Here is a 24,013-nt window from a genome sequence, read left to right on the forward strand (position 1 = left end):
CCGCGAAGCGAACCCGGTACTACAATACGGCGGCTGCGGACTGCGATGCGCTGCGGCGAAACACGCGATCACGGGAGGCTCATCAAGAAGCGGGAGTGCGGTTCTCGATGGCGGAGACCATCTGGCGGATGTGGGGCTTGACGCCCTCACGCGGCTTCATGATGGCGAGGCTCTGGTCGAAGGAGCCCCATTTGAGCACCTTAATGTTCACATTGCGGGCACCCCATTCATTCATGGAGGCCTTGGAAGGACGGTAGAGGTCGATGGTGCGGGTGCCGACGAGAGCGGAGCCGTAGTCGTCCACCTGATAAACGCAGGATTCGCCTTCAATTTTGAACTGGGTGCCGACGGGGTAAACGGACCAGTCGGTGGCAGCGCTGCGCACAGCGCCGAATTTGAGGGTGCTGCCAACGGCGCTTTTGGCACCGTAAACGATGTGGTCGCTTTCACTTTGAGTGTAGGCGGTTGTCTTCACATTGCTGATGGTGCTGCCGGAACGCACGCTCACGAGCTTTCGTGGGGCGACCTTGGAAACACTCTGGCAGGAAGCACAACCCGCGCAGAGCGCGGCCAACAGGAACAAGCGGAGGTTAGTCATTTGGGGGTTTTTGGGCGGCGTCATTTTGCACGCCCGGGGGTGAAGAATCAGACATGGGGTGCGCGGAGGTGTTCGATCTTTTTGAGCTCCCTAAAGGCACCCTCAGCATTCCCCATAAAAATTATAAGCTGTATCCTTCCCAGAGCCTCGGAGGCGAAGGAATCGCCCATGGCCTGCCGTTTTTCCCGTCATGAGATTGTTTTTGCTCCTCGCGGTGTGTCTTCACATCAGCCCATGTTTCGCGGAAGAATACGACCTCGTACTTAACAACGGCCGAGTGATGGACCCGGCGACTCGTCTGGACGCGGTACGCCATCTTGGCATTCGTGGCGGGAAGATCGCCGCGATCTCCCACACGCCGCTCGCCGGTAAAAGAATTCTGGATGTGAAGGGACAGGTCGTCGCACCGGGCTTCATCGACCTCCATGCACATGGACAGACCACGAGTGACATGCAGATCAAAGCCTGTGATGGTGTCACCACGGTGCTCGACCTGGAAGCAGGTGTGTATCCGGTGGCGGCGTGGTATCGTTCAATGGAAGGCACGGCACCGCTGAACTACGGAGCCACGGTGGGCCACATCGCCGCGCGCTTTGCCGCATTTCATCCGGGGATGGAGATCGGCCACTGGGCGGTCAACCGCGCCAAGGTCGCGGGACTCGGTGCAAAGCCTGATGGAGCGAACAAGGTGGCGACGGATGCGGAACTCAAGCTCATGGGAGATGCGATCAAGCGTGGGCTCGATGAGGGAGCGCTGGGCATTGGCTTTGGCATCAACTACACGCCTGCCGCCGCACCGAGCGAGATCGAAGCCATGTTTCGCATCGCCGCGGAGCGCCGAGTGCCGGCGTTTGTGCATACGCGCGCCTTTGGCATCGCCGCAATCGAGGAGACGATCAACGCCGCCAAAGCGACCGATGCGGCGCTGCACATCGTACACATCGGCAGCAGCGCCATCGGCGACATGAGGGAGGTTTTGAAACTCATCGATGCCAGCAAGACCGCGGGCATGGACATCAGCACGGAGGTGTATCCCTACACCGCCGCGTCCACCGTGCTGGAGTCCGCGATGTTTAATCCCGGCTGGCAGGCCAATCTCAAGATCGACTACGGGGATCTCGCCTGGGCCGCGACGGGTGAACGGCTGACACAGGAGAGTTTCGAACGCTACCGCAAGGAGGGCGGCTGGGTGATCATTTACATGATGAAGGATGAAAACGTGGAGATGGCCATCGCGCATCCGGGTGTGATGATCGCGAGCGACGGGGTTCCCTTCATCGATGGCACAGGCCATCCGCGCGGCGCGGGGACCTTCGCACGCGTGCTGGGGCACTACTCACGCGAAAAGAAGCTGCTGCCGCTGATGGATGCACTGGCCAAGATGACGATCCTGCCCGCGCAGCGGCTGGAGGGATACGTTCCGATGATGAAAAACAAAGGCCGCATCGCCCTGGGAGCCGACGCGGACATCACCGTTTTCAATCCAGCGACGGTGATTGATCGCGCCACCTTTGAGTCGCCAACGACACCTTCCGCCGGCATTCCGCATGTCATCGTGAACGGCGTTCCCGTCGTGCTGGAAGGCAAACTCGTGAAAGAAGCCCGTCCTGGATGCGCTGTAAGAATCAACCCATGAAATCCATTCTTCTAAGCCTCCTCTTTGGCACCGCCCTGCTCGCAGAAGACGTACCGCAGTGGCGGGATCTTTTTAACGGCAAGGATCTCACCGGCTGGGTGGATGTGAACACGAGCAAGGAGACGTGGAGCGTGAAGGATGGAATGCTGATTTGCAAAGGACAGCCGATCGGCGTGATGCGCAGCGAGAAGCAGTATGAGAACTTCATGCTGCACATCGAATGGATGCACATGGAGGCGGGCGGAAACTCCGGCGTGTTTGTGTGGAGCGAGGGGGCCGTGACGGAGGGGCGAAACCTGCCCAAGGGCATGGAGGTGCAGATGCTGGAGCTGGAGTGGCCGAAGCTGCATCCGGGAAAAGACGGCCAGCCGAATCACCCAGGCTATGTCTCAGGAGAGCTGTTTGGCGCGAACGGGCTGGAGGGCGTGCCGGACAATCCGCGCGGACGACGCAGCATGTCCTGGGAGATGCGCTGCAAAGGCAAGGGCGAGTGGAACACGTATGATGTGGTGTGCGTGGATGGGACGGTGAAGCTCTCGATCAACGGGAAGTTTGTGAACGGGATCAGCCAGTCCACGGTGCGCAAAGGGTACCTGTGCCTGGAGTCGGAGGGGGCGGAGATTCATTTCAAGAACATCCGCATTCTGGAGCTGCCTGGCGGCATGGTGACGCCGGAGCAGACGGCTCCGGTGGTGGGGAAGTAAGCTACTTCGTCTGCTGCATCAGGTCCTGGACCTTGGTGGTGATCAATTCCTCCACGGTCTCGGTGTAGGGGGCGCGGTGGCCGTATTCGAACATGCCGGTGGCGCCTTCATAGCCGCCTTCCTTGAGTACACGGAGGCTGGGGATGTAGCTGGTGAGGTCGTTGTTGTAACCGCAAACCCAGGTGCTGTTCCAGCCATAAGCGGCTTTGAATTTGAGGGAGTAATCGACCACGGTTTCGCCAGTCAGTGCGATGAACTGAAAATCTGCGCCGAAGCGCCACACCTGAACGGGATATTGAATGCGGTCCGGGGGTGAGCCGAGGGTTTCGTACTGGCGGATGAAGTGCTCGAACTCGCGCCTGGGCATGCCGGTGAGATTGGGGAGGCGCTGCTTGAGTTCTTCGAGAGGAATGCCGGGCTGCAGCAGGAGTTTTGTTTCTCCCATGGCGGCGTGGATGGGGCCGCTGAGAGGATTCATTTTGCCGGCGACGACCTGGCGCACGCCTTCGGCGAGAACGCTTCCATACATGCGGGCGAGTTCGGTGGCCTCCATGTCTTTATCCTTGCCGCGAATGCGTGGGAGTGGATTGGCATCGCCGCCGCAATTTTGCACAAACATGGCGATGGAGCCGGGGAAGGACTTTTCCAGTTCGAGCTGCGCGAAACCGGCGTAGTCGCCATTGATGCTGAGGCCGCCCAGGGCGGTGGTGTGGCAGGAGTAGCCGAAGAGGATGGCTTTGAGATCGCTGCCGGATTTGACGGTGATGACGGGGACGTCTTGATCCACCTGACCGCCGAGGGCGCGGCTCTCCGGGCCACGAGAGCGGCGGCGGTTCACGGCGACTCCGGCGAGGCCCTGCTCAAAGGCGAGCTCTGCGGGCGCGAGGTTTGCAATGGCTGCGCCGATGACTTCTTCATACTTTGCATAGACCCTGGCGGTGTAGCGGTCCTTCACCGCGGTCTCCTCCGGCGTGAACTCATAGTAGAGCCAGAGCACGTCCTCCGTGACGGGACAGGAGTGGTTGTGCGAGGTGTTCAAGATCAGGCGCTCACGCGGGATGCCGTGTTTTTCCTGAGCGGCCTTCGCAATGATCGTGATCATTTTGTCGCTCAATCCGACGAGGTCTGCGGTGACGAGGACGGAGGTGGCGCCGGAGTCATCCTTGAGCGCGAGCGCTTTCAGCCAGATGGGATGCTCCACGCGCTGGGACATGCGGGTCTTGCCGCCGTAGCCGGCGAGGGGCACTGGCTCTGGGGGCGTGATGTCGGCTTTGGCCGCGCCGGCCTGCCAGGCTGCAGAAAGTGAGAAAGGCGGCAGGAGGAGAGCGAGGCAGATCAGTTTCATGCGCTACGGTACGCATTGAAGCTGACAAAGCTAGCCACCTTCGAGCAGTGCCTAGTGAGGCCACCTCAGCCCGTACTTTGACATCGCGGCGCCTTCGTCCACTCTCACCACATGGTCATTCCCTATTACTGGGCTGAAGCACGCCTGCAGCACAAGACCCCTTCGCGCCAAATCACGGTGCAGCGCTGGGGATGGTCCGACATCAGTCAGGAGGATGCGCAGCTGCTGGCCGACCAGCGGGCGCAGGAAGCGATGACGCGGATCGAGTCGGGTGAGAAGCTGAGGCGAAGGGAGCCAAAAGCCGCTTACGACTGCGTGGACAACGTGCCCATCCGCGAAGAAGTGGTGTCACAACACGGGAATGCAGTGATCACGCGCAACAGTTATGGGTCGCTGTGCCTGAACACGCCTGATGTTTTCTTTGCCGATGTGGATGCGTCTCCGCAGGGAATGCTGCAGATGAGCCTGAGAGGCTGCCTGCTGCTGGTCGTTCTCGGCGTGGTGACCGGCATCCTGACGAAATCGGTCATGGCCGGCCTGGGTCTGGTCATCGGCCTGCCCTGGCTGGCCTCGGCGATCATGGGTCAGATCAACAAGCAGCGGCTTTCCAGGGCGGAGGCCCAGGCCAAAGAGGAGGCGTTGACGGCCATTGAGGCTTTTTCCACCGGCCGTCCAGCCTGGTATCTGCGTGTGTATGAAACTCCCGCGGGATACCGCCTGCTGGCCATGCATGATCTCTTCGACCCGGCCGGCGATGCGGCCAAAGAAGCGCTGGAGGCGCTGAACGCCGACAAGAGATTCGTGCGGCTGTGCGCGGTGCAGGGATGCTTCCGCGCACGGGTGAGCCCGAAGTACTGGCGAATGAAATACAAAGTGCCGCTGAGCCTGCCAAAATCCAAATGGCCCTTCCCCAAGGAACACGTGCCTCTGCGGCAGCAGTGGATCGAGGCCTATGACCAGCGCTCGCCCAAATACGCCTCGTGCCGGTTCATCAAGGATCTAGGCAGCGGCATTGTGCATCCGGAAGCCGAGGCGGTGCGCGCCGTGCATGATGCATACTGTCGTGCGCAATCGGACCTGCCTCTGGCGTGAACGACAAAGCCAGGCTTCATGGCGGCATGATTTTAAAGGCTTCGTACATGAAGAAGGCGAGGCCTGCATAACCGGGATGGGAGCGGTAGGTGTCATCCACGGCTTTCAAGGAGGCCATCATCTGCGTTTCGGTTTTGCCATAGAAACCTTCCATCTTGGGACCGATGTCAGCCATTTTGGCGCCGACGAAGACTTTGGCCTTGGTGGTGTCCGCGTAGGCGATGGTCTTGGCGACAAGGGATATGATGCCGTTTTTCCCTTCGGCGGCGTCGCGGTAGCTCATGATGGCGACGTGATCGACGCAATCGAGCAGGTGTTTGGCCGCGTCTTTGGTGACGCCTTGATAGTCGACGGGGTAGGTGGGCTTGCCTTCCGCTGTGGTTTTGTCCAGCCAGAAGACGATGTCCACGCCGTAGATGAGCGCCGGGTCCGCAGTGTGCGCCCGGGAAACGGCTTTGTGATGAACCTCCACAAACTGGGTCAAAAGCTCGCACTTCTGGGGGATGTCTGCTTTTTTCCACTGGGGGAGACCGTGCGGCTCAATGTCAAGATGCACGCCGTCGAAATGGGCGTCTGCCGGGCCCTCGTGATTGAAGGCAAGGATGCCGTCCACACTGGCGAACACGATGGCGTGCTTGGTGCTTAAGGCGTGGGAGGGATCGCCGAACAGGGCGTGGATGCGGAGGGAGTGGGCGTGGGCGCGCTGAATGAAAGCGCGCGTTTGATCGGCGTTTTTCAGTGAACGCCCGCCATCCGCAAGGCGTTCAAAATGCACCTGCCAGAAAAGATCGGTGATCTGCCTTTTGGCGCAGAAGTCGAACAGGAAGTCGCCGGCAGCAGCGGAAGCGGCGATGTCATCGGTCTTGTAGATCCACATGCCACGCATCTCCGCGGCCGGCAAAGCGGCTGCAGTCATCAGTACCAACAGCAGCGACAGAATGAACCTCATGCCAGAATCTCCTTCACCACCCTGCCCTTCACATCCGTGAGGCGGAAATCACGGCCGCCATGGCGGTAGGTGAGGCGTTCGTGATCGAGGCCGAGGAGGTGCAGCATGGTGGCGTGCAGATCGTGGATATGGACCCGGCCATCCACAGCGGCGTAGCCGAGTTCATCCGTGGCGCCATGGATGTGGCCGGCTTTCACGCCGCCTCCGGCCATCCACATGGAGTAGCCTTTGTTATTGTGGCCGCGGCCATCGAGCGAGGCGTCATCCGGTGAACGGCCAAACTCGCCGCCCCAGAGCACGAGGGTGTCTGAGAGCAAGCCGCGCTGATCGAGATCCTGCAGGAGGCCGGCGATGGGCTTGTCGATCTGGGCGCAGTTTCGCGTCATGCCGCTGAAGAGCGAACCGTGCAGATCCCACTCGGTGTGGCTGATTTCAATGAAGCGCACGCCGGCTTCCGCAAAGCGCCGTGCAAGGAGACACTGCCTGCCAAAGGATTCGGTAGCGGGTTTGTCCGCGCCGTAGAGCTGCAGCGTGGACTTGCTCTCGCCGCTGAGGTCCATGACGCGCGGCAGCTCCCCCTGCATGCGGAAAGCGAGCTCGCAGGACTCGATGAGGCCTTCGATGCGCGGGTCGGCCGTTTTGGCAAAGAGATCGCGGTTCATGGCCTGGAGCAGATCGAGCTGCCCGCGCTGGGCTGCGCTGGTGAGGCGGGGATTGCTGATGTCTCCGAGCGTGAGCGGCGCGCCGGGCTGGCTGATGTTTCCCAGCATGGTGGCGGAGCATGCGGCGGGAAGAAAAGCGCTGGAATAGTAGCGGATGCCGCCGAGAGCGGTGAGAGGATTGATGGAGATGAAGCCGGGCAGGCTGGCATTTTCCGTGCCGAGGCCATGCACGGCCCAGGCGCCCATGGAGGGCCGCACAAACTGGAAGCTGCCGGTGTGAAGCTGCTCCAGGGCCTGTGGATGATTTTCATTGTCCGTGGCCATGCCGCGCAGCACACAGAGCTTGTCCGCATGCCGGGCGATCTCCGGCATGAGCTCCACGACATCGATGCCGCTCTGGCCGTGCTTCGCGAATTTCCAGCGTGAGCCGAGGAGCTTTGTTTTTGCCACCCGGCCCGCCTGCCCATGACGGGCGGAGAGCTCGGGTTTGGGGTCGAAAGTTTCCATCTGCGAGGGGCCCCCGCGCATGCAGAGAAAGATGACGCGCTTTGCCGTAGCGGGGAAATGCGTGGACTTCACCGCCAGCGGGCCTGCGGCATCGCGCGCGGCGCTTTCCGCCGCCATGCTGGCAAAGGCGAGCCAGCCGAAGCCTGCGGAGCCGCGGCGGAGGAGATCACGACGGGTTAAAAGCGAGGAGTTCATGGGCTGATGCGAAACTCTGCCGAGGACATCACGGTCTGGCAAAGGGTGGTCCAGGTGTCTTCATTGCCATTCGTGACAAAGAGCAGCATGCGCTGCATTTCTTCGGGTGCAGGCGCACGTGCAAAAGCAAGCGCGTAAAGGCGGGTGATGCGTTCACGGTCGCCTTTGGTCCCGGTGAGGAGGCGCTGTGCCGCATGACGTGCCTGCCCGATCACCCAAGGGTTGTTCATGAGATAGAGCGACTGCGCGGGCAGAATGCTCTCATCCCTCTGGGCCACGGGGCGCTCGGGTGCGGCAAAATTGAACAGCGTGAAAACTTCAGGCAGGCTGCCGCGCACCACGGGCAGATAGACGCTGCGATGGGTGTCCACCATGGCGGCCGGGATGACGAAGGGTTTGAAGGAGGAGAGCTCGGCGTTTTTTTGCGGGTGGAAGCGCTCCAGGAACTGCTTCTGCGGCGGATAAGGATCAAGCTGGCCGCTGAGAGCGAGGATGGAGTCGCGGAGCACCTCGGCCTCGACGAGGCGGGGACTCATGCGCCAGAGATAAATATTGTCAGGATCGCTCGCCAGATTGGCGGATGAGGCAGCGCTGCTCATGCGATAGGTTTTGGAGAGGACGATCTCTTTGATGAGCGCCTTCACTGACCAGCCGCTGTCCATGAACCTGACGGCGAGGTAGTCGAGCAACTCGGGATGCGAGGGCTTTGAGCCATTCACACCGAAGTCATCCACCGTGGTGACGAGCGCACGACCGAAGAGCTTCTGCCAGATGCGATTCACATACACGCGGGCGGTGAGCGGATTGTCGCGGTGCGTGAGCCACTGCGCGAGTTCCAGGCGCCCGCTTTGTTTCTGCGCGGGAGGCGGCGCGTCTTTGAGTGAGATGACCTGCAGAAAGCCCCGGGGCACAGGAGAGCCGAGATTGGTTGTCTCACCACGGACGTGAATGCGGCAGTTTTCGATCTTCTCGCGATCACGCGCGCCCATGGTCCATGCAGGCTGCGGCGGCGCGGCGTCCTGCATGGTTTCGACGGATTTTTCCAGCGCCGTGACTTTGACATTCCAGTCGGCCACTTTGGCCTCCATGCTGGCGATTTCCGCGGCGAGCTGATCTTTCTCCGCTCCGCTCAGTGTGCCGAGGCGGCGCTTCATTTCCGGGATGCGCTTGGAGATGCCGTAGCGGGAGGAGCGCGCTTCGTGCATGGTCAGCGTCTCGGCGTCGAGCTTGCGGAAATATTCCAGCGCTGCAGGGGCGAGAGATTCGGCAGATGTGCCGAGCGCATGCCACTCTGTGTGGTGATAGGCGGTGGCCTTGATGCCGCGGGGGCCGTAGCCGTAGAGCGGCTGGGTGCTGCGCAGGATGCCGGCCAGCGCGTAGTAGTCCGCCGTGGGGATGGGATCGAACTTGTGATCGTGACAGCGGGCGCAAGCTACGGACAGCCCGAGCACGCTGCGGCTGATGGTCTCGATCTGCTCGTCGATGACATCCATGCGGAAGATCTCCGGCTTGGACTCTTCATAGGCTTTTGAGCCAAGCGCCAGGAAGGCGGTGGCGGTGAGCTGCTCATCGCGCTGCGCCTGGTTTTTTGCTGGCATCAGGTCGCCGGCGATCTGCTCGCGCAGGAACACATCGTAGGGTTTGCCGGCATTGAACGAGGCGATGACGTAGTCGCGATAACGCCAGGCGTGGTAGAAGATGATATTGCGGTCGCGACCGTTGCTGTCCGCATAGCGCGCGGCGTCCAGCCAGTGACGGCCCCAGCGCTCGCCGAAATGCCGGGAGGCTAGGAGTTGATCCACAAGCGCGGGGATATCTGTCTGATCTGTGCGGTCAGGTGGCAGGCCGGTGAGATCGAGATAAAGGCGGCGAATGAGGCTCGCTGCGTCGGCTTCGCCATTCGGCGTGAGCTTCTGTTCCGCGCGCTTGGCCGCGACAAGACTGTCGATGGTGACCTGGGCCGGTGATTGCGGCGGGACGAGTGACCAGAGCTTTTTTCCCTCCTCGATGCTCATGCCCGCGCCGTGAGCAAAGCCCACGGCGAGCAGACAGAGCGGAGCGAGAGAACGCACGACGTACTATTGCTTGAGCTCGGCCGCCATTTCCAGCAGGGCGTCCATCATTTTCACGGAGGCCTGAGGCTCGAGGTTGTTGGTGCCGGGCCAGGTCTCGTAGCCGCCGAGCTCGAAGTGGCGCGGGGTGGGCATGTAGCCGTAGTAGCCATTGGCGAGCTCGACCATGAAGGAATGGGCGAAGGGGCTGCGCTTGCGGAATTCGACGCCGGTTTCGGCGAAGGTCTCGGTGGGCGTGGTGCCGATGCAGATGTCTCCGATGCGGAACATCTGCACGGGGGCCTTTGTCTCCGGACTGGCCTGCGCGAGGCGCTGGACGCGACCGGCGTAGGCGAGCGGGAGATCGGCCTTGCCCTGGATGCGCGGGGTTTTGGCTTCGACGTCCTTTGCCCAGGCGATGAGCTCGGGGTCGATCTTGCGCCAGGCGATGGGGAGCTCGCGATAACGGGCAGCAAGCGGGGCGCTGCTCTGCCAGGTGACTTTGGCCAGGGCATCGTTTACCTTGGTGGCGACGTCTTCGGCGACGTAGCGCATCTGCTCGTAGGGCTTTTTGCGCGGCTGGGGATTGCGGAAGTTGATGTTGTTGGCGTCGCCGCTGGTGCCATTGGCCATGAGGGCGACGAAGGGCGGGTCTTCGGTGCCGCCGGCCTGGAGGCGCTCGAGCGCCTCGCAGTACAAGCCGTAGTAGTCCGCGGAGATGTCCGCGTCTTTCACCCCGCCGACGTAATGAAGGGAGTAGGCGGAATAGACGGAGATCATGCGGCCGCCGGGCTCGCGCAGGGCGATGAAGGAGACGATGGGATCGGGCTCGCCCGCAGGCTCAATGAGAGCGGGATTGCCAGCGCCGGGGTTCATTTTCACCTTGTCGATCTTGCCGAAGGGATTGGGCGGCATCTTGTCCGGCTGAAGGAACCAGCGGCGAATATTCACGTGCTCCGGAATGCTGACGGTGCCGAAGGCGATCTCCGCAGGGCGCAGCAGGGTGATGGAGCGGCGCACGCCGTCTGCGATGCGGCGGACGACAAATTTTTGGAAATCGGTGAGCTCCATGTCTGAGGTGTAGAAGCGCACAGGACCGCCGATGGCATTGGCCGCTGAATGGGTGTGAGTGCCGGAGATGAGGACATTGGCGGCGGGGATGCCGGTTTCTTTTTCGACCAACTCGCGCGCCGCAACACAGAGGCTGCGATGCATGCCGAGGAGATCGCAGATGACGAGGGCGAGCTTGGTTTTGCCATCATCGAGCACGAGGCAGCGGGCGTGGAGCTCGTCATGAATATGCGTGCAGGGATATGGGAGGAAGCCGCCAACGACCTCGCTGCCAAGCGGTGGCGTGATGTTGCTGGTGGCGGCGCCCGCCATGAGCGGGGCTTTGGGAGCATCCGCAGCGTGAAGAGATACGGCGGCGAAGAGAGCGAGGAGGAGGGAGCGCATGGGAGCAATACAGAGGTTCTGCGGGGAATTTGTCACGGCTTCCAATCTGCGGGAAGGGTGAGCGACCAGACTTCATTGGAGAGCGGGCGGGCGTGGCCGCCGAGGAGCCAGAGCTTGTCCTGAAACACGAGGGCGGAGTGCTCGTGCCGAGATTTCCAGCAGGTCTTGGTCTCCAGGCGCTGCCAGTTTTTGCCATCGGCGCTGTGCCAGACGTCGCCGTGATTGTCCTTCTCTTTGGACCAGCCGCCGAGGACCCAGATGCGGCCGCGATAGGCTGCGGCGCTGAACCACAGGCGCGGGGCCCAGGGGGCGGATGCAGTTTCGCAGGTCCAGCTCACGCCGTCAGCCGAGGACCAGACGTCGTTTTTTGACTGGTAGCTCGGGACGTAGTTGCCGCCGCCAAGGACGTAGATTTTGCCGTTCAATACCACGGCCTGGTGGTAGGCGCGTGGGGACCATGCGGCGTGCGAGGTTTCGAGTTTCCACTCCTTGCCATCGGCGGATGACCAGACGTCGTTTTTCAGGCTGGTGTCGTTGCCAAAGTAGTAGTCCTCAATGCCGCCGAGAAGCCACATCCTGCCACGATGCTCCACCAGACCGGAGGCGAGGCGTGGAGACCATGAGGCGTGCGGGGTGAGCTGATCCCACTGCACGCCGTCTGCGGAGGACCAGACTTGATTGCTGGCGGAGTGGCCGGGGAGGCGGCCTTTGTACCAGCCGCCCATGATCCACAGGCGATCGCGGAAGGCGAGGCTCATGGCGAGATCGCTGTGCAGCCAGGGGGCGCTGGAGGTGGCGAGCTTCCAGTCGCGGCCGTTGGCGGAGGACCAGACATCGCGTGGAGGGTCTTCGAAGGACTGAAACCAGCCGCCGGCGATCCAGAGCTGACCTTTGAAGACCCACTCGGCCTGGGAATCGCGGGGTTGCCAGGGAGCGGTGAATTCAAGAATCCAGTCGGGCTCTGCAGCGCGGGCATTCAGGCTGAGGATGCCGATGAGCAGCGGAAGAAAGTGCTTCATAACTCAGGACATGATCTGGGCTTCGATGTCGAGACCGACGCGCTGGCTCCATGAGGCGATCATCTTTTTGAACCATGGGCCCGGTTTGCCATCGGCGATGGGCGTGCCGTTGATCTTGGTACATGGAGCCACGCAGTAGGGGGTGGTGGTGAGCCAGGCTTCGTCGGCGGTGACGACGTCGTAGGGCTGAAAATCCTTTTCGATGAATTCCATGCCGATCTGGGGCGCAAGCTCCTTCACTGTTTGCAGGCTGATGCCCCAGAGGATGTTGCGGGTGGTGGGAGAAATGATCGTGCGCCCTTTGACGATGACGAAGTTTGAACCGGCGCATTCGGTCACGTTGCCATCGAGATCGAGCAGCAGGGTGACGGCGCGGGGATCGACGGCCTGGGACTGCTTGTCTGCCAACCACCAATGCAGGCGGCTGCGGTTTTTCATTTTGGGCTCCACGCACTGCGGAGGGATGTGGCGGATCGACGGCGTGACGACGTGGGTGCCTTCGGTGAACAGATGCCGCCACATGCTGAACCGCAGCGGGAAGGAGTGAATGCAAATGGTGGGTGTGAGCGGCCCTGCGGCGCCGGCGCTGCCTGCGTAGAGGGTGTTTTCGCCTGGAGTGATGAAGTGCACGATGCCGAGGTCCTCCTGCGGGCCAATGAGGCGGCAGTTTGCCTCGGCGAGTTCGTTGGTGATGGCGAGCATCTCCTCCGGCGAATGCGGCACGGTGATGCCCGAGTATTTTAGGGAGCGGTACAAACGCGCGACGTGGTCCGCGGCGCGGTAGGGCTGGTGGCGGAAGGTGCGCGTCATCTCTGTGAGCGTAGCGCCGAGGACGATGCCGAGATCGTAGATGTTTAGCTTTGCCTGCGAGGCGGGGACGAAGCCGGAATTGAGATAGACGAGAGGTTCGGTCATGGGAGGAGCGCAGACTTCATACGGACCGAATGCGGTGTTTCTCGACCAAAGCTGGAGGATGGCGGCGTACTGGAGGCTGATGAAACCGACCTTCATTCTTCTCCTGGGAGCACTGAGCCTGCCGCTGTGGGCGCAAAAACCGGCACCGGCGGCACCGACCGGGCTCGAGGCTTTGCTTCAGCATGCCATCCTGCCCAAGGATCTTTTTCTCACTGAGGTGCAGGGCTACTGTGAGCCGAAGGTGCCGCGCATGCCCAAGGTGACGACCCTGGAGGAATGGAAGGCGATTGAGAACCAGACACGGCGTGATGTGCTCGACAAGATTGTGTTTCGGGGCGCGCTGGCGCAGCAGTGGCGTGATGCGAAAACCAAGGTCGAATGGTTTGACACGCTGGAAGGCGGAGAGGGATACCACATCAAGAAGCTGCGCTATGAGGCGTTGCCGGGCCTGTGGATTCCTGCGCTGCTGTATCAGCCGGACAAGCCTGCGGCCAGGATGCCCGTGCATCTGGCGGTGAACGGACACGATGGCAACGGCAAGGCCGCGCCCTACAAGCAGATCCGCTGCATCAACCTGGCGAAGCGCGGGATCGCGAGCCTGAATGTGGAGTGGCTGGGGATGGGGCAGCTGCGCACGGATGGCTTCGTCCACACGCGCATGAACCAGCTGGATCTCTGCGGCGTGAGCGGGCTGGCGCCGTTTTACCTGGCGATGTCGCGGGCGCTGGATGTGCTGCTGGCGCTGCCGGGAGCGGATTCCGCACGCGTGGCCGTGAGCGGACTCTCGGGCGGTGGCTGGCAGACAATCATCATCAGCTCACTGGATCCACGGGTGACGCTATGCAACCCCGTGGCGGGCTACTCCAGCTTCCGCACGCGGGCGCAGTTCCCCACTGATCTCGGTGATTCGGAACAGACGCCGAATGATCTGGCCACGGTGGCGGACTACACGCACCTCACCGCGATGCTGGGAGGGCGCGCGGCGCTGCTGACCTTCAATGCGAAGGACAACTGCTGCTTTGCCTCTGACCACGCGCTGCAGCCGCTGCTGGATGCGGCCCAGCCGATTTTCAAACTGCATGGACATCCCGAGCGCCTGCGCTCCCACGAGAACTTTGATCCAGGCACGCACAATTACGAGATCGACAACCGGCAGGCTTTTTACCGCATGATCGGCGACACTTTCTTTGCCAATGACGCGAGCTTCAACCCAACGGAAATCCCCTGCGAAAAGGAGGTGAAGGAGAAGGCGGAGCTCGACGTGCCGCTGCCTGCGGACAATCTGGATGTGCATCAACTGGCGGTGGCAGCGGGGAAAGATCTGCCGCGTGATCCTGCGAAGGCGACTCGTGGGAAGCTGGGCGAGATCGTGAAATACAAAACCTTCACCGCAGCCGCAACGCAGGCCGGAGAAGAGACGCGGGATGGCACCAAGGCCGTGTTCTGGAAGCTGCGCCTGAGCGACACCTGGACGGTGCCGGTGGTCGAACTCACGCGTGGTGATGCCAAGGGCACGGCGATCGTCATTGCCGACCAAGGACGCAAAGCTGCCGCCAAAGACATTGAGGCCCTGCTTGCCTCCGGCCAGCGCGTGCTGGCGGTGGATCCGTTCGCTTTTGGTGAACTCACAGCGGGCGGCCGCACCTACCTGTATGCGCTGTTGGTTGCCGCCGTGGGAGATCGTGCTCTAGGCATTGAAGCAGGGCAGATCGCCGCGGTCTCACGGTGGGGTGCTGAGCAGTTTGGCAGCAAAGCTGCGGTGCAAACCATCGGCACACGCAGCAGCCTTGCGGCACTCGTGGCCCGGGCGATGGAGCCAAAGCAGGTGGGCGAGCTGCTGCCTTCCGAACACATCGAAAGCCTGCACGGCATCCTGCTCAACAACTGGACTGTGGCCGACAAACCGGAGATGTTTTGCTTCGGATTGCTGGAGTCCTTTGATGTGCCGCAACTGAAGGCGCTGGCGCAAAAACGGGACTGATACCATCAGCAGTTGAAAAGGGGTCTGTACAGGGCCGATGCCCGTCTTTCAAAGATCCCTCATGCCTTGTCGTCGTCGGGACAGCGTCTGTGTGTGACGGCGCGCAGTGACTGCGGCGGTGGGGCGGTGAGACGCTGCTGGAAGGCGCGGTGTGTGAAGAAAGCGATGGGTTTGCTTTTCCGGAGGAGGTGATGGCGGGGACCCAGGGCGACGCTCGCTGAGGCTCGCTTTGCCCTGGGCTGCGATAGGCCGCACCTTTGGTGCTCATACAGACCCGTTTTCAATGGCGCGTGGTATGAAGTCAGATCTCGGACTCTTTGGGCAGCAGGAAGGGCGCTCGGTATTCGCGACCGAGCAGGGCGTTTGCAGCGGCGTTGTCGAGGAAGGATTCCTTGCCACCATCGACGCGGAGGTGCTGGCCGAGCGTGAGCTTTGTCTTGTCGAGATCGACACCGGCATCGCTGAGGTAATGGCGGGTGCGCTCGAGCGTCTCCTGGACGTCGTCATGGACTTTGATTTCGGCGAGACTCTTTGAGATGTCATTGACCGAGGTCTGCGAGCCGAGGCGGTAGGAGATGTTGGCGATGTGGCAGAGGGCGCTGCTTTGATGACCTTCCTCGATCTCGGCTTTGAGATCGCCCTGCTTGCGGCTGCGGACGGCGCTGAGGAAGTTGGCGAAATGGTTTTCCGATTTGCCTTCAAAGGCGCGGACGAGATTGCCCTTGGGGTCATAGAGGTTGGTATCGGCAATGATGCCTTCGCTGCCGTAGAAGAACCACATGGACTTGATGGTGGGATGGAAGGGGGCGGATTTCAGGCCACGCGTTTCGGAGATGATGGTTTTGTCGCCGAAATCGAAGATGCCCACCTGGGAGTTTGGCGTTTCCGCGACATCGGTGTAACCGAGGCGGCCGCCGTAGCTGAGCACGCTGCGGCCCAACCCGGTGACACCGAGGCCCCAGCGGCAGATGTCGAGCGAATGCACGTTGTTGTTTCCGATCTCGCCGCTGCCGGTGTTCCAGAACCAGTGCCAGTCGTAGTGAAACTTGGGGCGATTCAGTTTTGGCATGGCCGCAGGCCCGGCCCAGAGATTGTAGTCGCAGCGCGGAGGCATCTCGCACTCGGCAGGTCCGCCGATGGAGCCACGGCCGCCGTAGATGATGCTCTTGGCTAGCTTCACTTCACCAAGCTTGCCATCGCGCATGTACTTCACTGCTTCGGCCAGAGGGCCACGGGCGCGGTTTTGGGTACCACCCTGGCAGATGCGGCCGAGCTTGCGTGCGGCCTGCACCATGCGGCGGCCTTCGACGACATTGTGGCTCACCGGCTTTTCCACGTAAACATCCTTGCCTGCCTGCATGGCCCAGATGGCCGAAAGCGAGTGCCAGTGATTTGGCGAAGCGATGAAGACGACGTCTACTGATTTGTCCTCCAGCACCTTCCGCAGATCCTGCTCCTTTTTTGGCATCGGGCGCTTGGCCTGCACGAGGATCTCGCCCACCTCATCCGCACGGTCCAGATCCGGGTCGCAGACATAGGCCACATCGCAGTCGGGGATCTTCACCAGTTCTTTGGCGTGTGCCTTGCCGCGGATGCCGCAGCCGATGATGGCCGCGGTGATCTTGTCATTGGCGCTGACCGGTTTTGGATCTGCGGAAAAAAGAGGTGCAGGCAGGCTCACGGCTGCGGCGGCCATGAGGGAGTCTTCGAAAAAGCGGCGGCGGGTGAGGTTGGACATCGTGGAAAAGGCATACGCAAAAAATGCCCCGGGCTTGCTGCTTCACGAAAATGGATCTGCCCCCACACGAAGATGTGATCTCGCTGCGAGTTCGGGCCACCGCCGCCGTATTCACCGGTCATGAATCGGTTTCTCGCCCTAGCCACTTTCGTTTTTGCCCTGAATGCGTCCGCCGAAGACTGGCCGCAGTTCATGTTTAACTCGGCGCACTCCGGCAACGCGGTGGATCGCGATATCGATGCGGATAAACTCCGCCTGCAGGGCGGGCTTTCGATGACCGATGGCATCTACACTGCGCCAGTGGTCGCGGGTGGCAAGGTGTGTGTCGTTGATGGTTCGGGCTATGTGGCGTGTTTTGATGCCGCCACACTCAAAGAGGTGTGGCATTTTCAAAGCAAAGGTGGGAAACAGAACGTAAACAACGTGAGCTCGCCGGCCATCGTGGGCTCCTACCTGCACTTTGGCACCACCGCTGGCATTTATTATGTGCTGGATCTCGCGACCGGTGCGGTGGTGAAGGAGATCGACTGCGGCGAGCCGATTTTCAGCACGCCTGTGATCGGCAAAGACAGGGTCTATTTCGCCACGCTCGGCGCCAAGGTGCATGCGATCACGAACAAGGGTGAGATGAAATGGCAGTGGGATTTCGTGAAGGAGGTCGTGGGTTTCGACGGCAACCGCTGGAGCGGGGAGGAGTGGGCGAAGTTTTGCGAGAAGCGCATGCTTGCCACACTCAAACCCGGCACCAAACCAACCTCCAGCGACGGCCGGGTGACGTGGAAGGATCACTTCGTCTGCTCGCGCGACATCTGCCTCATCAAGGGCAACACCGTCGTCGTACCCGCGGGGGGACGCACGCTGTTCATCGAAGACACCGGCGCTGCGCCGAAGCTGAAAGCCACGGGCGAGATTCCTGAGTGGTCGGGAAAAGAATTTCCGGCGACCTTTGGCCAAAGCGCGGATGATGATGGCAACGTGTATGTGCAATGGCACCGCCGCGACAATGCCGGCCGGGTGGACATCATGCGCCTGGAAGGTGACACGCTCAAAACTGGCGATTTTGTGTCCGGAACCGACACCAACATCCGCATGGACGGCCTGCTGAGTTTTGCACCCGTGGCTGTGCGTGGGAAGGACGTCTACCGGGTGCGCCCGGAAAGTGGACGCGGGCTCATGCGGCACCGGCTGGACAGCAAGGAGGACAAGGGCGTGGTGCTGACGATGGGAGGTTATATCGCTCCGCCGGTGATCCTCAAAAATCATGTCATCGTCGGCGATCTTAATGGCTATCTGCACATTGAACCCATCGCTGAACATCTTTCGCGTGCCAGCTCCATCGGAGCATCTGCCGCGCCTATCTCAGCCCCGGTTGCCGTGGCCGATGGACGGATCTATGTGCCCAGCGAGGATGGGCGGGTCTATGTCTATGGGCCAGGGGATGCCCAATACGAACGGCATGACCGCGATGACATCGCCAAAATTCGCAGTCCGCTCACCGGCAAGCTGGCGACCACCCCCTATGACTGGTACACGAACTACGGCAACTTCGCGGGGCAGAACTCGAACAACCAAGGCATCGCGCCACCGCTGCGCATGCGCTGGGCGCGGCGTCTCGAAGGCACGGTGAAGCATCTGCCGGTCTGCGGGGGCGGGCGGCTCTACACGCACACCGCGGAGGGACAGATCATTGCGTGCGAACAAGACACCGGGCGGCTGCTGTGGCGGAAATGGTGGCCGGATGTTTACCTGTCCTTCACCTCTCCTCTCTACATCGACGGCAAGCTCCTGGTTCCGCAGGCAGGAATGAACAAATCATTCGTGCGCTGTCTGGATGCGGCGACGGGAGAGATGCTGTGGGAGGCGCCTTTTACCGGCTCTCCAAGCTGGAGCCGGCAGTTTCCGCCGGTCGTCGCCGGTAAAATCGCGATCTATGCGAGTGGCACGGGCGACTACGCGCCGCAAGGCAGCGAGAAACCGTGGACTTTCGGCGGCGCGCCGGTCAAAGCCGACGATGGGCGCGACGTGATGAGCTTCATTTATTCCAATGACAACCCCTATTACCCGACGAACCACCACCCGCGCGTCTGGGCCTGGGATCTCGACACCGGCAAAGTTGTCTGGGAAAAAGATTTCTCTGATCAAGGCCGCGGCGGCAATGACTGCGGCATCTGCATTCTCGACGGCAAGCTTTATTACTCGGTGTTCTTCGGCTACGACGCCGATCAGCGCGCGCGCCGCGGCCAGCCTGTGGGCAACAACGGCCTGACGGTCTGCATTGATCCGAAGTCCGGGAAAATCCTCTGGCAGACCAATGAGTACTACGTCACTGCCAAGTGCACGCTCAGCGCACGCGATGGCAAGCTCTACCTGGGTGGCTACAACAAGGCGAACGCAGGCACGGAAGACCGCTTTGTCTGGTGCCTGGATGCGAACACGGGCAAGCTCGTCTGGAAATCTGACGCGGTCACCTCGGCGCTGAATGTGGTCAGCGTGGGTGAAAAATTCATCTTCTCCAATGCCCTGCGTGGCAAGGGCAACATCTTTGACCGCAACACGGGCAAGGTGACCTACAGCATCCTCACGAACTACGCCTGCTGCCGGTTCACGCTGAGCGAACCGTATGTGCTCGGAGCGAACATGGACATGATCGACCTTTCGCAGGAGGGCAAACTCGTCTCCACGGGACCTGCGATCGATTCACGCGAGTGTCTCGGTGCCGTGGTGAGCAATGGACGCATTTTCTACACTTCGCAGGCCAGTGGTTTTGTCGTCTCGCAGACGTATGGGCCGGAGTCCAAGGAACTGCCGCCTGCGTGGGAAGTGCGGGCTTCTGCCACGAAATGACGTTATACCAGACGCAGTTGAAAATGAGTCCGCGCGAGTGGCAGTCCATTCAGACACGTGCTGAGGTTTTTCGCCGGTGAATGGTGAGATGAAAGTGACGGGTGATTGCGCAAGAGGAGCGCGGCGGGACACACTGCAGACGCTGCTGGAACCTGGCGGGTGTTGAGGAGCGATGGGTTTGCTGACCGGATTTCGCGTGGGTGACCCAGGGCTTGCTCGTGCCTCGCTGCGCCCTGGGCTGGCTCCGCCGCCCCTTTGGGGCTGGTGCCGGTTTGGGGCGGTCTGCGTGTGGAGAATCGCCTCGTTTTCAAGAGGTCGTGGTATTACTTCACCCAGCGAATGCAGGAGGGCATGGGCATCTCCATGGGAGCGCCCGTTGAGGTGATTTTCCCGCTCGTGGCATCGATTCGAAACACGATGACGCTGTTTCCCGGCATGTTGGCACAGAGGAGCCATTGGCCGTCTGGTGTGATGAGCAGATTCTGCGGTCCTTTGCCGAGGCTGGGGTCGATGGAGAGGAGCGAGAGCGTGCCGTCGGCAGCGATGCGATAGGACGCGATGCTGTCGTGGCCGCGATTGGTGCCGTAGAGGAAGCTGCCATCGGGGGTGATTTTCAAGTCTGCGGTGTAACTCTTGCCGGTGAAGCCGGTGGGAAGCGTGGAAATGGTCTGGCGCTCGGCGAGGGTGCCGGAGGCGGCGGCGTAATCAAAACACGTCACCGTGTTTGCCAGTTCGTTGATCACATACACGTGTCTGCCGTTCGGATGGAAGGTGATGTGGCGCGGACCCGATGCGGGCTGCATCTTCACGAAGGGCTGGGCTTCGTTTGGCGTCAGTTTGGACGTGGCGGCATCGAGTTGATAAACCAGGATTTTGTCAATGCCCAGATCTGCGGCGAGGGCGAAGCGATTGTCCGGACTGAAGACGATGCTGTGGGCATTTGGTCCTTTTTGGCGTGCGGGATCTGCGCCTGAGCCGCTGTGCTGCACGAACGACGCGGCCTCTCCCAGCGAACCGTCTTCCTTCACCGGCAGGGAAGCCACGCTGCCCGACGCATAGTTTGCCACTGCGACGGTTTTGCCCGTGGCATCGACATCGAGGTAGCACGAGGCCGTCCCGCGTGCCGACTGCTGGTTCAGGCGCTTCAGCTGACCGGAGTTACGCTCCAGAGCGTAGGCCGCCACGAACTCATCGTCCGCACCGCCGAACTTTTCGGCATTGATCGCGTAGAGGAAACGTTGATCGGGCGAGACCGCGAGGAAGAACGGATTTTGAATGCCTGTGGTGCGGTGCAGCGGCCGCAAAGCGCCGGTCTTCGAATCAAAGCTGAAGGCGTGGATGCCGGCCTTCTCTCCCGAAGCGAAGGCGGAGATGAACACCAGGGGCTCAGCGCTCAAGAGCGTGAGCGAAGTCATGCAGAGGGCTGCGAGAAGAAATGAGGCGGGCTTGCGCATGAGGGATGGAGGAGGAGATCACGCCAGCAGGCCCTTCACCACCTTGGCGGGATTGACGCCGGTGAGACGGAAGTCGAGGCCCTGGAAGCGGTAGCTGAGCTTGTTGTGGTCGAGGCCGAAGAGATTGAGGATGGTGGCGTGGAAATCGTGGATGGAGACGGGGTCGCGTGCGACGTGCCAGGCGAAGTCGTCCGTCTCACCATAGACCTGACCACCCTTGATCCCACCGCCGGCCATCCAGAGGCTGAAGGCGTAGGGATGATGATCGCGGCCCGTGACCTTCTTGAAGCCCTTGCGGTTTTCGCCGAGGGCGGTGCGGCCGAATTCGCTGCCCCAGACGACGAGGGTGGTATCGAGCAGGCCACGCTGCTTGAGGTCTTTGAGGAGGGCGGCGATGGGCTGATCGACCATCTGGCAATTGTGCGCGAGCTGGGGATCGAGGGCGCTGTGGTGATCCCACGAAGCGTGGATGATGTTTACGAAACGGACGCCGCGCTCCACCATGCGGCGCGCATTGAGGCAGTGGCGGGAGAAGGTCTGGAAATTGCCGATGCCGCCGAGGTTGCTCTTGATGGGAGGCTCGACGCGGTTCACGCCGTAGGCATCGAGCGTGGCCTGGGATTCGCCTTTGAGATCGACCAGTTCCGGCGCGGCGCTCTGCATGCGGAAGGCGAGCTCGTAGCTGTTGATGCGGGCGGCGATTTCGGGGTCGCCAATGTGCTTGTGCTGGAGGCGGTTGAGGTCATTGAGCGCGCGGATGCTGGCGGACTGCATCTGCGGGGTGATGCCATCTGGATTGTCCAGATTTAAAACGGGCGAGGCGCCGTTGCGGAACATCACGCCGGCGTAGGAAGACGGAAGGAAGCCGCTGGACCAGGTGGAGCTGCCGCCGGGGAGGCCGCGGCCCTTGCTGACCATGACGACGTAGGAAGGCAGGTCCTGCGAGAGATTGCCCAGGCCATAGGTGACCCACGAGCCGACGCTGGGGCGGCCGAGGCGTGACTCGCCGCAGTTCAGCATGAGCTGGCCGGGGAGATGATTGAACTGAGTGGTGTGCATGGAGCGCACAAGGGCGATGTCATCCGCACAGGTGGCGATGTGGGGGAGGAGATCGCTGATGTCCATGCCGCACTGGCCGTGCTTTTTGAAGACACGGCTGGTGCCCATGACGGTGGCGCTTTCCTTTTGCAGGAAGGCGAACTTGGCATTTCCGACGATGGAGTCGGGCAAGGGCTGGCCGTCGTATTTGTTGAGGAGGGGCTTGGGATCAAAGAGATCCATCTGCGAGGGTCCGCCCTCAAGAAAGATGAAGATGCAGCGCTCCGCCTTGGGCGCGAAGTGGGACATGCGCGTGGCGAGCGGACTGGCCGGAAGCGTGGCCTCAGCGGCGAGGAGGCCATCCTGCTTCAGCAGCGAAGCGAGGGCGAGGGTGCCGAGGCCGCAGGAACTGGTGGCGAGGAAATCGCGGCGGGTCTGGGTGATGAGTTCCTGAGGAGACATGGGTGTCAGGCCAGCTCTTTGATCGACTGGAACTCGTTATCCACGAGGTAATGAGGACGGCCGGAGAAGTCCGACACCGTGCTGGTGTGCGGATTGATGCCGAGATTGTTGTAGAGCGTGGCGAAGATCTCCTGGAAATGCACGGGACGGTCCGAGGCCTCCGCGCCGAGCCGGTCCGTGGCGCCGATGACCCGGCCATTCTGCATGCCGCCTCCAGCGAGGAGAGCACAAGAAACAGCGGGCCAGTGGTCGCGACCACCTTTGTCATTGACGCGCGGCGTGCGCCCAAACTCGCCCCAGGCGAGCACGGTCACATCCTTGTCCATGCCACGCTCATGCAGATCCTCCACAAGAGCTGAGATCGCCTGATCAAAGTCAGGCAGGTTTTCCTGGGCGTTTTTGAAATTCTGCCCGTGCCAGTCCCAGAAGCTGTAGCTGAGAGTGACCACGCGCACACCGGCCTCGACGAGACGGCGTGCGAGCAGGAACTGCTCATTGAGACGCGGCGCTGCATCGCCCTGAATTTTTGCAGTGCCTTTGCCGTAGCGCTCGCGGACCTTGGGGGACTCCTTGGAGAGATTGAGTGCATCGACCAACTGCGAGGAGGTGAGGATGCCGTAGGCCTGCTGGCGGAAGACATCGATGCCAGCCATGGTGCCCGAGGCATCTGTCTCGCGGCGGAAATTGTCGAAGGCGGAGAGCAGTCCGCGACGGTCGTCCAGGCGCTCCAGCGTGACACCATTGAGGGACATGTCCTCTTTGCCGCGCTCCAGCGGCATGAAGGGCGCGTGGGCCACACCGAGGAAACTGGGGCGCCCCTGATTGTAGGGCGTGTGCTTCATCTGCTGCGAGAGATTCACATAACCGGGAATGGTGGGAGCGCCGCCTTTGAGCTTTGACACCACGCTGCCAATCTCCGGCCAGCCGCCGGGAGGTGCGTTGTTGCTGAGGCGGCCGGTGACGCACTGAAAGCTTTCGTGCCGGTCCTTGGCCCCCACCACACTGCGAATGAAGGTGAGCTTGTCCGCCATTTTTGCCATGCGCGGCAGGTGCTCGCTGATCTGGATGCCCGGAACATTGGTGGCGATGGGCTTGAAGGGGCCGCGCACCTCCGAGGGCGCGTCCATTTTCAGGTCGTACATGTCCTGATGCGGCGGACCGCCGGGCAGATACACCAGGATGAGCGCCTTCTGTGATTTTCCGCGTCCGAGCTCTGACTCTGCGCGCAGGAGGCCGGGCAGGCTCAGCCCGCCCAGCCCAAGCCCGCCGACACGGAGAAAGGAGCGACGGGACAGGCCATCGCAGCAGCGGCTGGAAGACTGGCGGGAGAAGAGAGTGAACATGGGGTCTATACGGCGGCCGGACGAG

Annotated in this window: 17 protein-coding genes; 5 read left to right on the forward strand and 12 right to left on the reverse strand. The window is 61.6% G+C overall.

Annotation, left to right across the window (positions count from 1 at the left end; all coding sequences use genetic code 11):
* Positions 1–82: 82 nt before the first annotated feature.
* Positions 83–508: a 3D domain-containing protein gene (locus ACILSQ_RS11535; RefSeq protein ID WP_395743777.1), complete on the reverse strand. Its 426-nt coding sequence runs from the start codon at positions 506–508 to the stop codon at positions 83–85.
* 280 nt (positions 509–788) lie between these two features.
* On the opposite strand from ACILSQ_RS11535, the gene ACILSQ_RS11540 reads away from it, so the two are divergent.
* Positions 789–2,234 (forward strand): amidohydrolase family protein, encoded by a 1,446-nt coding sequence (locus ACILSQ_RS11540; protein ID WP_395743778.1) that lies wholly within the window; start codon positions 789–791, stop codon positions 2,232–2,234.
* The gene (locus tag ACILSQ_RS11545) at positions 2,231–2,938 is read left to right on the forward strand and encodes a DUF1080 domain-containing protein (protein ID WP_395743779.1); all 708 of its coding nucleotides are present in this window, start codon (positions 2,231–2,233) and stop codon (positions 2,936–2,938) included. Before ACILSQ_RS11540 ends, ACILSQ_RS11545 begins: the two co-directional genes overlap by 4 nt.
* A 1-nt stretch (position 2,939) precedes the next feature.
* Here ACILSQ_RS11545 and ACILSQ_RS11550 read toward each other — a convergent pair whose 3' ends face one another.
* On the reverse strand, positions 2,940–4,283 hold the full coding sequence (locus ACILSQ_RS11550; protein ID WP_395743780.1) for a neutral/alkaline non-lysosomal ceramidase N-terminal domain-containing protein: 1,344 nt from the start codon (positions 4,281–4,283) through the stop codon (positions 2,940–2,942).
* Between the two features lie 111 nt (positions 4,284–4,394).
* Here ACILSQ_RS11550 and ACILSQ_RS11555 point away from each other — a divergent pair, with 111 nt between their 5' ends.
* Entirely contained in the window at positions 4,395–5,375 is a 981-nt protein-coding gene (locus ACILSQ_RS11555; protein ID WP_395743781.1) for a hypothetical protein, read from the forward strand.
* A gap of 16 nt (positions 5,376–5,391) precedes the next feature.
* Here the strand turns inward: ACILSQ_RS11555 and ACILSQ_RS11560 are convergent, their stop codons facing one another.
* From ACILSQ_RS11560 to ACILSQ_RS11585, 6 genes are read right to left on the reverse strand one after another with little or no spacing between them, the layout of a single operon-like run.
* A complete protein-coding gene (locus ACILSQ_RS11560; RefSeq protein WP_395743782.1) occupies positions 5,392–6,324 on the reverse strand; it encodes a hypothetical protein in 933 nt (310 codons plus the stop codon).
* Positions 6,321–7,688, reverse strand: a complete 1,368-nt coding sequence (locus tag ACILSQ_RS11565) for a DUF1501 domain-containing protein (protein ID WP_395743783.1) — start codon at positions 7,686–7,688, stop codon at positions 6,321–6,323. The genes ACILSQ_RS11560 and ACILSQ_RS11565 overlap by 4 nt, the downstream gene beginning before the upstream one ends.
* Positions 7,685–9,760, reverse strand: coding sequence for a DUF1549 and DUF1553 domain-containing protein (locus ACILSQ_RS11570; protein ID WP_395743784.1), 2,076 nt, complete (start codon positions 9,758–9,760; stop codon positions 7,685–7,687). The genes ACILSQ_RS11565 and ACILSQ_RS11570 overlap by 4 nt, the downstream gene beginning before the upstream one ends.
* A 6-nt stretch (positions 9,761–9,766) precedes the next feature.
* Complete coding sequence (locus tag ACILSQ_RS11575) at positions 9,767–11,194, reverse strand: hypothetical protein (protein ID WP_395743785.1); 1,428 nt, start codon at positions 11,192–11,194, stop codon at positions 9,767–9,769.
* A gap of 32 nt (positions 11,195–11,226) precedes the next feature.
* Positions 11,227–12,213, reverse strand: a complete 987-nt coding sequence (locus ACILSQ_RS11580; protein WP_395743786.1) for a galactose oxidase — start codon at positions 12,211–12,213, stop codon at positions 11,227–11,229.
* 3 nt (positions 12,214–12,216) lie between these two features.
* Positions 12,217–13,128 carry an aminotransferase class IV gene (locus ACILSQ_RS11585; RefSeq protein ID WP_395743787.1) on the reverse strand — a complete coding sequence of 304 codons (912 nt, stop codon included), beginning with the start codon at positions 13,126–13,128 and terminating at the stop codon, positions 12,217–12,219.
* 79 nt (positions 13,129–13,207) lie between these two features.
* Here ACILSQ_RS11585 and ACILSQ_RS11590 point away from each other — a divergent pair, with 79 nt between their 5' ends.
* Positions 13,208–15,109, forward strand: a complete 1,902-nt coding sequence (locus ACILSQ_RS11590) for an alpha/beta hydrolase family protein (protein ID WP_395743788.1) — start codon at positions 13,208–13,210, stop codon at positions 15,107–15,109.
* A gap of 301 nt (positions 15,110–15,410) precedes the next feature.
* On the opposite strand, the gene ACILSQ_RS11595 is transcribed toward ACILSQ_RS11590, so the two are convergent.
* Entirely contained in the window at positions 15,411–16,847 is a 1,437-nt protein-coding gene (locus tag ACILSQ_RS11595; RefSeq protein ID WP_395743789.1) for a Gfo/Idh/MocA family protein, read from the reverse strand.
* A 120-nt stretch (positions 16,848–16,967) separates the two neighbouring features.
* Between ACILSQ_RS11595 and ACILSQ_RS11600 the strand changes: the two genes are divergently transcribed.
* Entirely contained in the window at positions 16,968–19,691 is a 2,724-nt protein-coding gene (locus ACILSQ_RS11600; RefSeq protein ID WP_395743790.1) for a PQQ-binding-like beta-propeller repeat protein, read from the forward strand.
* Positions 19,692–20,014: 323 nt separating this feature from the next.
* Here ACILSQ_RS11600 and ACILSQ_RS11605 read toward each other — a convergent pair whose 3' ends face one another.
* From ACILSQ_RS11605 to ACILSQ_RS11615, 3 genes are read right to left on the reverse strand one after another with little or no spacing between them, the layout of a single operon-like run.
* A complete protein-coding gene (locus ACILSQ_RS11605; protein ID WP_395743791.1) occupies positions 20,015–21,145 on the reverse strand; it encodes a lactonase family protein in 1,131 nt (376 codons plus the stop codon).
* Between the two features lie 18 nt (positions 21,146–21,163).
* Positions 21,164–22,645, reverse strand: coding sequence for a DUF1501 domain-containing protein (locus ACILSQ_RS11610; protein WP_395743792.1), 1,482 nt, complete (start codon positions 22,643–22,645; stop codon positions 21,164–21,166).
* 5 nt (positions 22,646–22,650) lie between these two features.
* Positions 22,651–23,988: a DUF1501 domain-containing protein gene (locus tag ACILSQ_RS11615; RefSeq protein WP_395743793.1), complete on the reverse strand. Its 1,338-nt coding sequence runs from the start codon at positions 23,986–23,988 to the stop codon at positions 22,651–22,653.
* Positions 23,989–24,013: the final 25 nt, after the last annotated feature.

It is taken from the genome of Prosthecobacter sp. (assembly GCF_044227185.1).
In the GTDB taxonomy this organism is placed as follows: Bacteria; Verrucomicrobiota; Verrucomicrobiia; order Verrucomicrobiales; family Verrucomicrobiaceae; genus Prosthecobacter.

Coding starts and splice junctions, on each gene's coding strand:
- ACILSQ_RS11590 (WP_395743788.1), top strand. CDS start 13,208: ATGAAACCGACCTTCATTCTTCTCCTGGGAGCACTGAGCCTGCCGCTG.
- ACILSQ_RS11540 (WP_395743778.1), top strand. CDS start 789: ATGAGATTGTTTTTGCTCCTCGCGGTGTGTCTTCACATCAGCCCATGT.
- ACILSQ_RS11555 (WP_395743781.1), top strand. CDS start 4,395: ATGGTCATTCCCTATTACTGGGCTGAAGCACGCCTGCAGCACAAGACC.
- ACILSQ_RS11600 (WP_395743790.1), top strand. CDS start 16,968: ATGAATCGGTTTCTCGCCCTAGCCACTTTCGTTTTTGCCCTGAATGCG.
- ACILSQ_RS11585 (WP_395743787.1), bottom strand. CDS start 13,128: ATGACCGAACCTCTCGTCTATCTCAATTCCGGCTTCGTCCCCGCCTCG.
- ACILSQ_RS11615 (WP_395743793.1), bottom strand. CDS start 23,988: ATGTTCACTCTCTTCTCCCGCCAGTCTTCCAGCCGCTGCTGCGATGGC.
- ACILSQ_RS11610 (WP_395743792.1), bottom strand. CDS start 22,645: ATGTCTCCTCAGGAACTCATCACCCAGACCCGCCGCGATTTCCTCGCC.
- ACILSQ_RS11550 (WP_395743780.1), bottom strand. CDS start 4,283: ATGAAACTGATCTGCCTCGCTCTCCTCCTGCCGCCTTTCTCACTTTCT.
- ACILSQ_RS11605 (WP_395743791.1), bottom strand. CDS start 21,145: ATGCGCAAGCCCGCCTCATTTCTTCTCGCAGCCCTCTGCATGACTTCG.
- ACILSQ_RS11595 (WP_395743789.1), bottom strand. CDS start 16,847: ATGTCCAACCTCACCCGCCGCCGCTTTTTCGAAGACTCCCTCATGGCC.
- ACILSQ_RS11565 (WP_395743783.1), bottom strand. CDS start 7,688: ATGAACTCCTCGCTTTTAACCCGTCGTGATCTCCTCCGCCGCGGCTCC.
- ACILSQ_RS11575 (WP_395743785.1), bottom strand. CDS start 11,194: ATGCGCTCCCTCCTCCTCGCTCTCTTCGCCGCCGTATCTCTTCACGCT.
- ACILSQ_RS11560 (WP_395743782.1), bottom strand. CDS start 6,324: ATGAGGTTCATTCTGTCGCTGCTGTTGGTACTGATGACTGCAGCCGCT.
- ACILSQ_RS11580 (WP_395743786.1), bottom strand. CDS start 12,213: ATGAAGCACTTTCTTCCGCTGCTCATCGGCATCCTCAGCCTGAATGCC.
- ACILSQ_RS11545 (WP_395743779.1), top strand. CDS start 2,231: ATGAAATCCATTCTTCTAAGCCTCCTCTTTGGCACCGCCCTGCTCGCA.